The 13186-nt window shown below is 73.8% G+C and carries 12 protein-coding genes; 6 read left to right on the forward strand and 6 right to left on the reverse strand.

Going from position 1 to position 13186, the window contains the following annotated elements; translation table 11 throughout:
- Window positions 1-35: 35 nt before the first annotated feature.
- Window positions 36-452 carry a DivIVA domain-containing protein gene (locus tag RY076_RS04110; protein ID WP_323096320.1) on the reverse strand — a complete coding sequence of 139 codons (417 nt, stop codon included), beginning with the start codon at window positions 450-452 and terminating at the stop codon, window positions 36-38.
- Between the two features lie 152 nt (window positions 453-604).
- On the opposite strand from RY076_RS04110, the gene clpB reads away from it, so the two are divergent.
- Both clpB and RY076_RS04120 read left to right on the forward strand, forming a co-directional pair.
- Entirely contained in the window at window positions 605-3166 is a 2562-nt protein-coding gene (clpB, locus tag RY076_RS04115; RefSeq protein ID WP_323096321.1) for an ATP-dependent chaperone ClpB, read from the forward strand.
- A gap of 168 nt (window positions 3167-3334) precedes the next feature.
- Window positions 3335-3787 (forward strand): hypothetical protein, encoded by a 453-nt coding sequence (locus RY076_RS04120; RefSeq protein ID WP_323096322.1) that lies wholly within the window; start codon window positions 3335-3337, stop codon window positions 3785-3787.
- A gap of 195 nt (window positions 3788-3982) precedes the next feature.
- Here RY076_RS04120 and RY076_RS04125 read toward each other — a convergent pair whose 3' ends face one another.
- From RY076_RS04125 to RY076_RS04135, 3 genes are read right to left on the reverse strand one after another with little or no spacing between them, the layout of a single operon-like run.
- Window positions 3983-4870, reverse strand: coding sequence for an ABC transporter permease (locus tag RY076_RS04125; protein WP_323096323.1), 888 nt, complete (start codon window positions 4868-4870; stop codon window positions 3983-3985).
- A complete protein-coding gene (locus tag RY076_RS04130; RefSeq protein ID WP_323096324.1) occupies window positions 4863-5831 on the reverse strand; it encodes an ABC transporter ATP-binding protein in 969 nt (322 codons plus the stop codon). Before RY076_RS04130 ends, RY076_RS04125 begins: the two co-directional genes overlap by 8 nt.
- Window positions 5828-7027 (reverse strand): LolA family protein, encoded by a 1200-nt coding sequence (locus RY076_RS04135; RefSeq protein WP_323096325.1) that lies wholly within the window; start codon window positions 7025-7027, stop codon window positions 5828-5830. Before RY076_RS04135 ends, RY076_RS04130 begins: the two co-directional genes overlap by 4 nt.
- Window positions 7028-7132: 105 nt before the next feature.
- On the opposite strand from RY076_RS04135, the gene RY076_RS04140 reads away from it, so the two are divergent.
- Together RY076_RS04140 and RY076_RS04145 are read left to right on the forward strand one after the other, a co-directional pair.
- Window positions 7133-7783: a response regulator transcription factor gene (locus tag RY076_RS04140; RefSeq protein ID WP_323096326.1), complete on the forward strand. Its 651-nt coding sequence runs from the start codon at window positions 7133-7135 to the stop codon at window positions 7781-7783.
- Window positions 7780-9237, forward strand: a complete 1458-nt coding sequence (locus tag RY076_RS04145) for a sensor histidine kinase (protein ID WP_323096327.1) — start codon at window positions 7780-7782, stop codon at window positions 9235-9237. Before RY076_RS04140 ends, RY076_RS04145 begins: the two co-directional genes overlap by 4 nt.
- Here RY076_RS04145 and RY076_RS04150 read toward each other — a convergent pair.
- Window positions 9221-9823 carry an HAD family hydrolase gene (locus tag RY076_RS04150; RefSeq protein WP_323096328.1) on the reverse strand — a complete coding sequence of 201 codons (603 nt, stop codon included), beginning with the start codon at window positions 9821-9823 and terminating at the stop codon, window positions 9221-9223. The genes RY076_RS04145 and RY076_RS04150 overlap by 17 nt on opposite strands.
- Window positions 9820-10569: a hypothetical protein gene (locus RY076_RS04155; RefSeq protein ID WP_323096329.1), complete on the reverse strand. Its 750-nt coding sequence runs from the start codon at window positions 10567-10569 to the stop codon at window positions 9820-9822. Before RY076_RS04155 ends, RY076_RS04150 begins: the two co-directional genes overlap by 4 nt.
- Window positions 10570-10720: 151 nt before the next feature.
- Here RY076_RS04155 and RY076_RS04160 point away from each other — a divergent pair, with 151 nt between their 5' ends.
- Window positions 10721-11428, forward strand: coding sequence for an LppX_LprAFG lipoprotein (locus RY076_RS04160; RefSeq protein ID WP_323096330.1), 708 nt, complete (start codon window positions 10721-10723; stop codon window positions 11426-11428).
- Between the two features lie 29 nt (window positions 11429-11457).
- The gene (locus RY076_RS04165) at window positions 11458-13182 is read left to right on the forward strand and encodes an MFS transporter (RefSeq protein WP_323096331.1); all 1725 of its coding nucleotides are present in this window, start codon (window positions 11458-11460) and stop codon (window positions 13180-13182) included.
- The last annotated feature ends 4 nt before the right edge of the window (window positions 13183-13186 follow it).

The following is a 13186-nucleotide window of genomic DNA, read 5'->3' on the forward strand; positions in this document are numbered from 1 at the left end:
GGAGACGGCGCCTGACCCGACGCCTGAGACGCGCCTCAGTCGCCGCGCACGGCGCGGGCGAGGCGCCCGAGGAGCCCGGGCTTGGGCTCGATCAACGCCGACGGGAGGTCGCCCGACTCCGACGTGTGCGACGCGTCGGAGCCGTCCCACGCGTCCGAGGAGGCCGCAGCCGGCACGCTCCCGGCGACGCCGCTCGCGGCGCCCAGCGACTCGACGACGTGCAGGAGGGCGTCGTCGACGTCGACCATGTCGTAGCCGCGGCGGAACGACGTCGTCGTGAAGCGGGCACCGTCGACCGACGCCGCCACGGCCCCGGCGGGCTCGTCGGAGCGCAGTCGCGCCACGACGCGCTCGAGGAAGTCGTCGACCTCGCGCTCGTCGTAGCCGGGTCGCATCTGGGTGGTTCGGAAGCGCGCTCGGCGCAGCTCGTCGGCAAGGGTCCCGCGGTCCATGCCCCGAGCGTAGGGTCGGAGGCGGCAGGCGGAGACCCGAGTGTCGTCCGGCTGGTCCACGCGCGCACGAACTTGAGCGGAATACACTCAACTGTGTCGCAGTTGTCCCCAGTGAACCGACCGCTTCATCCCCGCACGTCACAGGAGAACGCATGGACCTACAGCTGACCAACAAGGCTCAGGAGGCCTTCGCCCAGGCCGCGACCACCGCGACCGGCAAGCACCACCCGAACATCGAGCCGGCACACCTGCTGCTCGCGTTGGCAGCCCAGTCCGGCACCACGACCCCCGCGCTGCTCACGGCCGGGGGCTCGTCCGTGGCCGCCGCCACCACCGCCGCCGAGAAGGCCATGGCCGCCATGCCGCAGGTCACCGGCGGTACCCAGCAGCCGCCGCTCGCCCCGGCCATGGGGCGGCTGCTGAGCCAGGCCCAGCAGTACATGACCGCCATGGGCGACACCTTCGTCTCCACCGACCACCTCCTGCTCGCCATCGCGCGCACCGGGCAGTTCGGACTCGACGCGGACGCGATCGAGAAGGCGATCCCCGAGCTGCGCGGCGGCCGCCCGGTCACCTCCGACAACCCCGAGGGCACCTTCGAGGCCCTCGCGAAGTACGGAACCGACCTCACGGCCCGGGCCCGCGAGGGAAAGCTCGACCCGGTCATCGGCCGCGACGCCGAGATCCGCCGCGTCGTGCAGGTGCTGAGCCGCCGTACGAAGAACAACCCCGTCCTCATCGGCGAGCCGGGCGTCGGCAAGACCGCCGTCGTCGAGGGCCTGGCCCAGCGCATCGTCGAGGGCGACGTGCCCGAGAGCCTGCGCGACAAGACGCTCTACAGCCTCGACCTCGGCGCCATGCTCGCCGGCGCGAAGTACCGCGGCGAGTTCGAGGAGCGGCTCAAGGCCGTCCTCGAGGAGATCCAGGGCAGCGACGGCCAGATCGTCACGTTCATCGACGAGATCCACACCGTCGTCGGGGCGGGCGCCGGCGGTGAGGGCGCCATGGACGCCGGCAACATGCTCAAGCCGATGCTGGCCCGCGGCGAGCTGCGCCTCGTCGGCGCGACGACGCTCGACGAGTACCGCCAGCACATCGAGAAGGACGCCGCGCTCGAGCGACGCTTCCAGCAGGTCTTCGTCGGCGAGCCGTCGGTCGAGGACACCATCGCGATCCTCCGCGGCCTCAAGGAGCGCTACGAGGCCCACCACAAGGTGACGATCGCCGACTCCGCGCTCGTCGCGGCCGCATCGCTGTCCGACCGCTACATCAGCGGCCGCCAGCTGCCCGACAAGGCGATCGACCTCATCGACGAGGCTGCCTCGCGGCTGCGCATGGAGATCGACAGCAGCCCCGTCGAGATCGACGAGCTGCGCCGTGCCGTCGACCGCCTCAAGATGGAGGAGTTCGCCCTCGAGCAGGAGACCGACGCCGCGTCCCGCGACCGCCTCGCGCGGCTGCGCCAGGACCTCGCCGACCGCACCGAGGAGCTCGCCGCGCTCAACGCCCGGTGGGAGGCCGAGAAGTCCGGCCTCAACGCCGTCGGCGACCTCAAGGCCCGCGTCGAGGACCTGCGCACCCAGGCCGACCGGCTCCAGCGCGAGGGCGACCTCGGCGCGGCGTCGAAGATCCTCTACGGCGACATCCCGACGCTCGAGAAGCAGCTCGCCGAGGCGCAGGAGCGCGAGGCCACGGCCACGGCGTCGGACGAGGCGCCGATGGTCAAGGAGGAGGTCGGCGCCGACGACATCGCCGACGTCATCTCGGCCTGGACGGGTATCCCCGCCGGGCGCCTGCTCGAGGGTGAGTCGGAGAAGCTCCTGCACATGGAGCAGCACCTCGGGGCACGCCTCATCGGCCAGGCCGAGGCCGTGCGCGCCGTGTCCGACGCCGTCCGCCGCACCCGCGCCGGCGTGTCCGACCCCGACCGGCCCACCGGCAGCTTCCTCTTCCTCGGCCCCACCGGCGTCGGCAAGACCGAGCTGGCCAAGAGCCTCGCCGACTTCCTCTTCGACGACGAGCGCGCCATGGTGCGCATCGACATGTCGGAGTACTCCGAGCGGCACGCGGTGGCCCGCCTCATCGGCGCGCCGCCCGGCTACGTCGGCTACGAGGAGGGCGGCCAGCTGACCGAGGCCGTGCGGCGCCGGCCGTACTCCGTCGTCCTGCTCGACGAGGTCGAGAAGGCCCACCCCGAGACCTTCGACATCCTGCTCCAGGTGCTCGACGACGGCCGCCTCACCGACGGCCAGGGCCGCACCGTCGACTTCCGCAACGTCATCCTCGTGCTGACGAGCAACCTCGGCTCGCAGTACCTCGTCGACCCGATGCTCTCCCCGGAGCAGAAGCGCGACGAGGTCATGGCGGTCGTGCGCACGGCGTTCAAGCCCGAGTTCCTCAACCGGCTCGACGAGGTCGTCGTCTTCGACGCGCTGAGCCAGGACGACCTCGCCCACATCGTCGACCTGCAGGTGCGGGCCTTCGCGGCACGCCTCGGCGACCGGCGCATCGCGCTCGAGGTCACCGACGCCGCGCGGCGCTGGCTGTCCGAGCGAGGCTACGACCCGGCCTATGGCGCCCGGCCGCTGCGTCGGCTCGTCCAGCGGGAGATCGGCGACCGGCTGGCCCGGCGCATCCTCGCCGGCGAGGTGCACGACGGCCAGACCGTGACCGTCGACCTCGACGCCTCCGGGGACCAGCTCGTCCTGTCCTGACCCGTCACCGCTCTACCCGATCCGGGCCCGCCGACGCCGCCGCGTCGGCGGGCCCGTACGTTCTGTCCCGCGAGTCCGGGGAAAACCCCGATACGCACGGGCCATGGCGCGGAAACTCTTGCTACGAGGGCGAATCGCCGAAACCCTCGGAAAGCAAGAGGTGCACAGATGCACACGAAGTTCGCAACCGGGACAGGGGTGGCGCTGCTGCTCACCGCCTCCGGCCTCGTCGCCGCGTCGCCCGCCACGGGTGCCGCCCTCCCGCCGAAGACGTCGTTCACGGTGGTCACCTCGTTCGTGACCGACCCGAGCCCGATCGTCGCCGCGGACGGACCGTGGTCGGACTGCACGACGGTCTCGAACCTGTCCAACGTCGCCAACCAGGTGTCGCCCTCGAAGGTGCAGTTCAGCGGCGAGAAGGCCGTGCACTGCGCCAACGGTGACGTCGTCATCCACTACGACGCCGTCACGAACTTCCACGGCGCGCCCCGGACCTCGGGCACGTGGTCGGTCGTGTCGTCGACGAAGCCCGACCTCGTCGGCGGTGCCGGCACGGTCGTCGGCGAAGGCCGGGGCTGCGAGGACTGCATCGTCGACACGTTCACCGGACGCGTCTACTGACGCCGAGCACCACCCGAGGCGCCCATCCCTCTCCCCTGTTGAGTGAGCAGGCAACCTCACGCGTCACACGTCTGGTGTGACGCGTGAGGCGCAGTGCTCACTCGATGGGGAGTGGAGGGGTGGGTGGGGCTGATGGGACGGCGTGCTCACTCGATGGGGAAGGGGGAGCGGTGGGGTGGGTGGGACGCGGTTGCGTCAGCTCGTGACGTCCTTGCCGGAGAACCGGGACCAGGCGAGGAGCCAGAAGACGACGGCGTAGGCGAGGTCGACCCAGAGACCGCGGGCGACGTTGTCCCAGAAGGGCGGGTCGCGCAGCAGGTCGCCGAACGCGCCCCACTGGTCGACGAGCAGCCACGGGTGCAGCCACGAGATCTGCGGCACCGAGTCGGCGATCCACGACAGGATCGTGAAGATCATGAGCGCGACGGTCGCGGCGAGCGGCTGCTCGGTCAGGGTCGAGATGAACAGGCCGACCGCGCCGAGGGCCGCGAGCCCCGCCGCGACGTAGAGCCCCACGAGGACGACGCGCCAGAGCGCCTCGCCGAAGCCGATCTGGGTGCCCGACAGGGTCGTCATCGGCCCGGTGCCGAAGAGGGCGATCCCGACGAGTGCCCCGGCCACCGTGACGACGGCGACGCCCCAGAGCGCACCGATGACGAGCGAGGCGTACTTGACGGCGAGCAGCCGCGTGCGCCCGACCGGCACGGTGAGCAGGTAGCGCAGTGTGCCGAGGTTGGCCTCGCCGGCCACCGAGTCGCCGGCGAGCATCGCGATGGCGAGCGGCAGGAACAGGCCCATCTCGACGCCGAGAGCCGCGAGCGGCACGAAGAGCCCGTTCGAGGTGATCGAGGACAGGAAGTCCGGGCCCCGGCCGGCCCGCGGCGTGGAGATCCGCACGGCCACGGCCATGAGCACCGGCACGGCGGCGAGGACGAGCAGGCCCATCTGGTTGCGGCGCCGGCCGCCGATGAGCCCCAGCTCGGACCACAGCAGCCGGGTCGACAGGAGCGTCGACAGCGACGCCGCACGACGCGTCGGTGAAGGCGCTGCCGACGGCGACGGCGGGGTGACGGACTCAGCCACTGACATCGAAACCCTCCCCGGTGAGTGCGACGAAGAGGTCCTCGAGGCTCGGGCTCGTCACGGTGAACTCCTTGACACCGACGCCGCCCTGCACGAGCGCGGCGACGATCTTCTCGGGCGCGACGCCGTCGGGGGTGCCTCGCACGCCACCGGCCGCCGGCTCGACCGACCGCACGCCGAGCTCGGTCATGATCCGCGCGGCCTCCTCGGGCTGCTCGGTGACGACGCGGGCCACCGGGGCCGCGCCGCCGCGCACCTGGGAGGACGAGCCCTGGGCGACGAGGCGACCCTCGCTCATGACGCCGAGGTGCGTGCACATCTGCTCCACCTCCGAGAGCAGGTGGCTCGAGACGAAGACGGTCGTGCCGTCGGACGCGAGGGAGGACACGAGGTGGCGCACCTCCCGGGTGCCCTGCGGGTCGAGGCCGTTGGTCGGCTCGTCGAGCACGAGCAGCTCGCGCGGGACGAGCAGGGCCGCGGCGATGGCGAGGCGCTGGCGCATGCCGAGCGAGTAGGCGCGGTAGCGCTTGTCGGCCGCGGCGAGCAGCCCCACCCGGTCGAGCGCGGCATCGACGCGGGAGCGCGTGGTCCGCGGGTCGGCGGTCAGGTCCGCGGCGTCGAGCCGACGCAGGTTGGCCCGGCCGGACAGGTACGGGTGGAACGCCGGCCCCTCGACGAGCGCGCCGACTCGAGGCAGCACGAGCTGGGCAGACCCCGGAACCGGCTGTCCCAGCAGGCTGCTCGTGCCGGACGTCGGACGGATGAGCCCGAGCAGCATCCGGATCGTCGTTGTCTTGCCGGAGCCGTTGGGCCCGAGGAAGCCGTACACCGAGCCGCGCGGCACCTGGACGTCGATGCCGTCGACGGCCGCCCGGCCCTTGAACCGCTTGGTCAGCCCCCGGCTCGCGATCGCGAGGTCGCGGTCGCGAGCCGGGAGGGCCGTCGTCAGGGCGTCGGTCACTTCGCCGCCAGGGCAGCGAACAGGGCGTCGGGCCCGACGGCACCGACCGCCACGCGTCCGTCGTCGGTGACGACGGCCGAGAACAGCGTGCCCTCGAGGACGTGGCCCGAGCCCCACGTCCCAGACACCGCCGGCAGCGCCTTGAGGACCGTCTCGAGCTGCTTCGCGGTGCTCGACGCGGCACCGGGGCCCGAACTCGTGCCCGAACCCGAGCCGGTGGGCATCGTCGCGACGACGACGGTGCTCCACCCGGAGCCGACGACCCGCGTCGCACCGGCGGCCTTCGCCGCAGCGGCCATCTGCTCCTTGGACGGCGCCGGGTTGGTGCCGGACGCGCCCTTGGTGGCGAGCGCGTCGGACTGGGTCACCGTGGTGCCGGCGGGCGGGGTGAAGGTGAACTGCCGGGCCTCGGGCTTCGAGAAGTCGACGGCCGTGAAGCCCACCTCGAACGCGGGGTTGGACAGCTTCGTGGAGTAGACCTGCACGCGCAGCGGCACGTGCTTCTCCGCGTCGATGGCGATGCGCACCGACGCGATGCGGGTGGCCTTGTCCTTGGGGGTCAGGACGAGCTCGTAGGCCGAGCGTCCCGCCACCGACGCCGTGCCGGAGGTCGTCACCGTCGTGTCCTTGCCCATGACGGCGAGGGCCGTGGTGGCCGCCTCGTCCGGGGTCCTCGGGACGCCGGCCGGCAGGCTCGCGCTGGGGTGTGGCAGGGCGCGCTTGGCGTCACTCGAGCCGAGGGTGTGGTGGACGGCCGTCTTGTCGGCGCTCGACCAGAGCCAGAGGTCGGACCCGTTGCGGATGACGTCGGACTCGCCGCTCGTGCCGACGAGGGCCAGGCGCTGACGCGTCGGGCCGTCGACCCAGATGCGCCACGTGTGCGTGCCCGAGACGAGCGAGGCGAGCGAGCTGCCCGCCGCCCCGCCGGCACCGGCCGCGCCCCCACCGGCCGGGCCGCCTCCTGTGAGGCCGGGCAGCGACGGGATGCCGAGGTCGGAGGTCTGCACGACCGTGCCGGACAGGCTCGACACGTCGGAGGACCGCACGTCGGCGAGCAGCTGCATCGCCGTGCGGGGCGGCAGTCCGGCGTCGGCGGAGGCCGTCTGGTTGATCGTCAGGGCCGCGACGCCGATGACGCCGACGGCCGCCGCGGGCAGACCCCAGCGCGCGGCAGGGTGTTCGGTGAAGATGCTCATGGAGCCATCGTGCGACGCCCGGGCTGAGAACCGGCTGAGAACCCTTCCGGCGTGGGGTCGCCCGCTCGGCCGTGCCCGACGCGTCGGGCGTGGCAGGGTGGCCGTGTGCGGGTGCTGCTGGTCGAGGACGAGGCGCGGATGGCGTCGGCGCTCGTGCGCGGCCTCGGCGCGGAGGGGTTCGTCGTCGACCACGTCGCCGACGGCGTCGCGGGGCTCGAGGCGGCCCGGTTCGGCGGCTACGACGTCGTCGTCCTCGACATCATGCTGCCCGGGATGTCGGGCTACACCGTGGTGCGAACCCTGCGCGAGGAGGAGAACTGGGTGCCCGTCCTGCTCCTCACCGCCAAGGACGGCGAGTACGACGAGGCGGACGGCCTCGACTACGGCGCCGACGACTACCTGACCAAGCCGTTCTCCTTCGTCGTCCTCGTCGCCCGGCTGCGCGCGCTGCTGCGGCGTGACCCCGCCCCACGACCGGTGCTGCTGCGCCGCGCCGGGGTGACCCTCGACCCCGCCACCCGACGCGTCGAGGTCGAGGGCGCCGAGGTGGCCCTGGCACCGAGGGAGTTCCTCCTGCTCGAGCACCTCATGCGGGCCGACGCCGCCGTCGTGCCCAAGGAGGAGCTGCTCGACCGCGTCTGGGGCGGGATCGAGGACCCCAACGTCGTCGAGGTCTACGTCGGCTACCTGCGGCGCAAGCTCGGCCGGGAACGCATCGAGACCGTGCGCGGCGCCGGGTACCGGATGGCCCGGTGAGCGAGGCCCGCCCCGACCCCGGGCCGCACCGGTTGAAGGGACGGTTCGCCCGGCTCGGGCTGCGCGGGCGCCTCATGCTCGTCGGGCTCGTCGGCGTGGCCGGTGCGCTCGTCATCGGTGGGGTCGTGCTCTACGTCGTGCTCGCCGGGTCGCTGTCGCGGTCGGTCGAGTCGGCGGCGCGGGCGAGCGCCGAGCAGGTCGCCCTGCTCGTCGACGCCGGACGCGTGCCCGACCCCGTGCCGGTGTCGGGCGCGCAGGTGCTGCAGGTGCTCGACGCGCAGGGTCGGGTCGTCAGCGGCTCGGTGACCGCCGACCGGCTCACTGCGCTCGTCACCGATGACGAGCGGCGGCGAGCCCTGGCCGGCGAGTCGGTCGTCGTGCCGGGCAGCCGCTCGGGACTCGCCGGTCAGCTGCAGGTCGCCGCCGTGGCAGCGGGACCGGCGACCGCCCAGGGACACGCCTACACCGTCGTCGCCGCGGCCCCGACGGCCGACATCGAGCAGAGCGCGCGGACCGTGCGGCTGCTGCTCCTCGCGATCTTCCCGCTCCTGCTCGCGGCGCTCGCCGTCATCGCCTGGCGCGTCATCGGCGCTGCGCTTGCGCCGGTCGAGGCGCTGCGTCGCGGGGCCGAACGCATCGACGACGCGTCGTCGGAGGGGGAGCGGCTGCCCGTGCCGCCGAGCGACGACGAGGTCAGCGCGCTCGCGACGACGCTCAACGCGATGCTCGACCGCATCGCGACGGCCCGGCGCAGGCAGCGGGCGTTCGTCGCCGACGCCGCCCACGAGCTGCGCAGCCCCCTCGCGAGCATGCGCACGCAGCTCGAGGTGGCGCAGCGGTTGGGGGAGGGCGGAGACCTTCCGGCCGACGTGCTGCCCGACGTCGAGCGGCTCGCCGTGCTCGTCGACGACCTGCTCCTGCTCGCCCGCGCCGACGACGGCGCGACCCCGTCGACCGCCTCCGCGCGGCCGGTGTCGACGGTCGACGTCACCGCCCTGGTGCGTGACGTCGCGGCGCGCTACGGGTCCGCGCGCGTGCCCGTGCGGGCCCGGGCGGGGCTCGGCGGCCGTCCCGTCGAGGCCCGGGTCGCCATGGGCGACCTGACGCGGGCGCTGACCAACCTCGTCGACAACGCGGTACGCCACGCCCGGACCACGGTGACCCTCGACGCGTCGGTCGTCGGCCACCGGGTCGAGGTCGCCGTCACCGACGACGGCCACGGCATCCCCGACGCCGACCGTGAGCGCGTCTTCGACCGCTTCACCCGGCTCGACGAGGCCCGTGACCGCGACAGCGGTGGCACGGGCCTCGGCCTGGCCATCACCCGGGCCCTCGTGCGGCGGTGGGGTGGCGACGTGCGGCTCGAGGACGCCGGGCCGGGGGTGCGCGCCGTCATCAGCCTTCCGGCGGGGGCCACGCCCACCGCGCCGGCCGCGGCTAGTGCTGGAGCGTGAACAGCTCGGCCTCCCAACCGAACTCGCGGGCCGCGTCGACGTTGTCGCTCCGGTCGTCGGTGAACCACACGTCGCCGGGCGGCAGCTGCCGGCCGAGGTCGCGCTCCAGCACGGCGTGGGCGGCGGCGAACGCGTCGGGGTCGGGCTTGGCCACCCCGAGCTCGGCGCTGTTGACGACGCCGTCGAAGAGGTGGGCGAGGCCCAGCATCTCCAGCTCGCGTGGCACGAGGTCGGTGCCGTTGGTGAACAGGTAGGTGCGGTGCCCGCCGGCGCGGAGGGTCTCGAGCCGCTCGACCGACTCGGGCACCGGCGACCCGCGGTGGGCGCGCCAGGCCTGCATGTGCTCGCGGACGCGGTCCGGCTCGGGCACGACCTCCTCGAGGGCCACGCAGATCGAGCCGTACCACTCGTCGAAGGACCGCTGCCCGGTGATCGTGGGGATGATCAGGTCGGGCCGGAACGCCGTTGCCGCCACCGCGCCGCCGGGCAGCCCGAGCGCCGCCTCGATCATCGGGTCGGCGTCGCCCGCGGTGAAGTCGCGGACGACGCCGTCGAGGTCGAAGACGTAGGCGGCGTGCTCCCTCACGCGCGGGTGCCTCGCTCGGTCGCCGGCATCTCGGTCGTCGGCTCGCCGGGAGCGTCGTACGGGTCCGCGACCTTCTCGCCGGTGTGCTCGCGGGTGTGCTCGCCGGTGGACTCGCCGGTGGGCTCGCCGGTCTCGTCCGGGTACTCACCCGTGCCTTCGCCCCGGGTCGGGACGCGTCGGCCGGTGCGGGTCTCCGGCGGGCGCGGCACCGAGCCGGCCGAGGCGCCGGAACCGGACTCGTCGGCCCAACGGGCCGTGCCGTCGGCGACGTTGCCCTCGGCGCGACCGGTCACGACGTCGGCGCGCGAGGGACCCTCGCGCTCGCGCCACTCGGCCTCGCGACGCTCGAGCTCGGACTCGCGCGTGTCGAGGCCCTCGTGCCGGGCGGCCAGCTGGTCCTCACGGCGGCGGAGGTCGTCGTCGCGCAGGCCGGCCTCCTCGAAGCGACGCTCGTGCTCCCGGCGGTCCGACTCGGCCTGGTCCTGCACCTCGGCGAGACGCGCGGCGTCACGCTCCTCGCGCTTCGCGCGCGAGCGACGGCGGGCCGACCTGGCCAGCAGCGCCCACCCGAGGGCGAAGAGCAGGAGGGCGATCGCGCCGTACGCGACGAGCTCGAGGGCCGAGGCGTTGCGCGAGAAGCCGAAGGCGGTGACGGTGAGGGTCGCGGCGGTCGACCGGGCGGCGACGAACGCGGTGGCGCCGGCGCCGATCCCGAGCAGCAGGAGGACGACTCCCAGGAGGGCCATGGTGTGCTCCTTCGTCTGGACGACGGGCAGGTCCCGCCGTCGGGGTCCATCGACCCTAGCCATACCCGCTTCCGCGTCGTGGCGCCGAGTTGCGCCGAGATGCGCCGAGATGTGCCGAGTCCCGTGATCTCGACCCGTTAGCCTGACGCGCATGCTCGCCACCCGAAGGATCGCCGCCGCTGTGCTGTCGGCCCTCTGCGTCGTCACCGCCGCGTCGTGCTCGAGCGGCGACAGCCCCGGCCCCGCCGAGACGTCGCTGTCCCCGGCCCAGCGGCTCGCCGCGGCGAAGACCAAGGTCGACGCCGCGAAGTCGGTGCACCTGGCGCTCACCAGCTCGGGACTGCCCGACGGGGCGAGCGGCATCGTGTCGGCCGACGGCTGGGGCGCCCACCCGCCGGCGTTCAAGGGCACCTTCAAGGTGGCGCTCAAGGGGATCCAGGCCGACGCCGAGATCACCTCGGTCGACGGCGAGGTGTACGCCAAGCTGCCGCTCGTGCCGGGCACGAACAAGATCGACCCCAAGGCGTTCGGCCTGCCGGACCCGGCCACGCTCTTCTCCACCGACCAGGGCCTGACGACGCTGCTGACCAAGACCCAGAACCCGACCGTCGGCAAGCAGGTGCGCCAGGGCGCCGACGTGCTGACGACCGTCAGCGGCACGCTGCCCGGCGCGGCCGTGGTCGACCTCTTCCAGATCGGCGACCGCACCGGCAGCTACCAGGTGTCCTACGGGCTCACCGACGCCCAGGAGCTGCGCGCCGTCACGCTCACCGGGCCGTTCTTCGGCGCGGGCACGAGCTCGACGTACACGCTCGCGCTCGACAAGTACGGCCAGCCCGTCACCATCACCAAGCCCTGACCGCTCCCATCGCTCCCGGAGAGGTGCCCGTGCCAGCCTCGCCGCCCCGCCACCGGCTCGCGCTGCTGGCCGTCGCGTCGACCGCGGTCGCGCTCGCGGCCGCCGACACCTACGTCGTCGTCCTCGCGCTGACCGACATGATGGCGGGCGTCGGCATCGGCATCGACGCGCTGCAGCGGGCCACCCCGATCATCTCGGGGTTCCTGCTCGGCTACGTCGCGGTGCTGCCCCTCATCGGGCGCCTGTCCGACCTGCTCGACCGGCGCCGCATCCTGCTGGCCTGCCTCGTCGTCTTCGTCGTCGGCTCGGCCGTCACGGCCCTCGCCACCGAGATGCCGGTGCTCGTCACCGGCCGCGTCCTGCAGGGCATCGGTGGTGGCGGCCTCGTGCCGGCCACCCTCGCCCTCGTCGCCGACCTCTGGCCCGCAGACCGGCGCGGCACCCCGCTCGGCGTCGTCGGCGCGGTGCAGGAGCTCGGCTCGGTGCTCGGGCCGGTGCTCGGCGCCGTGATCCTGACGTGGCAGGGGTGGCGGGCGATCTTCTGGGCCAACGTCGCCGCTGGGCTGGTGCTGTGGGTCGTGCTCCGCCTGCTGGGGCGGGGCAGCCCGACGTCTGCGCCGCCCGCCAGCCACACGCGTCGGGGGGCCGGCGGACGCGTCGTCACCGTCGTGGCCGCGATCGCCGCGGCGCTCGGCCTCGCGACGCTCGGGCTGGCGCTCGCGGCCCCCGAGTCACTCGTCACCGACGTGCAGCTCGGGCTGCCGTTCGTGTCGTTCGCCGGCACGTCGAAGGTGCTGACGCCGATCGGGGTCACCGGGCTCGGGCTCCTCCTCGTGACGGGGGTCCTCACGGCGCCGCGGTGGTGGCCAGTGCTGCGCCGCGCCGACCTCGTCGGGGCCGTGCTCGTCGCCGTCGCCCTCGGCAGCCTTGTGCTGACCTTCGCCTCGTCCGACCCCGAGAAGGAGGTCGTCGGTCCGCTCGGCTACCGCCTCCTGCCGGTCGGCGCCCTGGCCCTCGCGCTGCTCGCGGTGTGGCACCGCGTCGCGCGCAACCCGCTCGTGCCCCGCGGCGTCGTCGGCTCGCGCGGGCTGCGGGCCTACCTCGTCAGCCTGCTCGTCGGGGCGGCACTCGTCGCGGTCGTCGTCGACGTGCCGCTCCTCGCACGCCTCACCGACGAGTACGACGAGACCGGCGCCGCCCTCGTGCTCGTCCGCTTCCTCCTCGCCGTGCCGGTCGGGGCGCTCCTCGGCGGGTGGTCGCTGCGCCGGCTCGGCGACGGCGCCGTCGCGGCCGTCGGGCTGGCGCTCGCGGCCGCAGGTCTCGCGCTCATGTCGCGGTGGACGCTCGCGTCGGTCGTCGACCCGGTGCCGACGACGCTCGTGCTCGTCGTCGTCGGCCTCGGTGTCGGTCTGGCGCTGGCGCCCGTCAACGACGCCGCTCTCGCCGACGCGCCGTCCGACGCCCACGGCGTCGCGAGCTCGCTCGTCGTCGTGGCCCGGATGGTCGGCATGGTCGTCGGGCTCGCCCTGCTCACCTCGATCGGCCTGGCGCGGTACTACGAGGCGGTGCGCCGCCTGCCCGACCCGCTCGACACCCAGGCCCTCCTCGCGGCGGGGGTCGTGCAGGTGCAGACGGTGTTCCTCGGGGGAGCGATCGCCGCCGGCATCGCGGCCCTCGTCGCGGCGACCCTCGGCACGACGCACACCAGCACCAGGTCGGCGACCGCGGCCGACCCGCGTCCCGTGGGTCTCTGAGCGC

This window comes from Intrasporangium zincisolvens (genome assembly GCF_034724055.1).
GTDB classification, from domain to species: Bacteria; Actinomycetota; Actinomycetes; order Actinomycetales; family Dermatophilaceae; genus Monashia; species Monashia zincisolvens.

Coding starts and splice junctions, on each gene's coding strand:
- RY076_RS04110 (WP_323096320.1), bottom strand. CDS start 452: ATGGACCGCGGGACCCTTGCCGACGAGCTGCGCCGAGCGCGCTTCCGA.
- clpB (WP_323096321.1), top strand. CDS start 605: ATGGACCTACAGCTGACCAACAAGGCTCAGGAGGCCTTCGCCCAGGCC.
- RY076_RS04120 (WP_323096322.1), top strand. CDS start 3,335: ATGCACACGAAGTTCGCAACCGGGACAGGGGTGGCGCTGCTGCTCACC.
- RY076_RS04135 (WP_323096325.1), bottom strand. CDS start 7,027: ATGAGCATCTTCACCGAACACCCTGCCGCGCGCTGGGGTCTGCCCGCG.
- RY076_RS04155 (WP_323096329.1), bottom strand. CDS start 10,569: ATGGCCCTCCTGGGAGTCGTCCTCCTGCTGCTCGGGATCGGCGCCGGC.
- RY076_RS04160 (WP_323096330.1), top strand. CDS start 10,721: ATGCTCGCCACCCGAAGGATCGCCGCCGCTGTGCTGTCGGCCCTCTGC.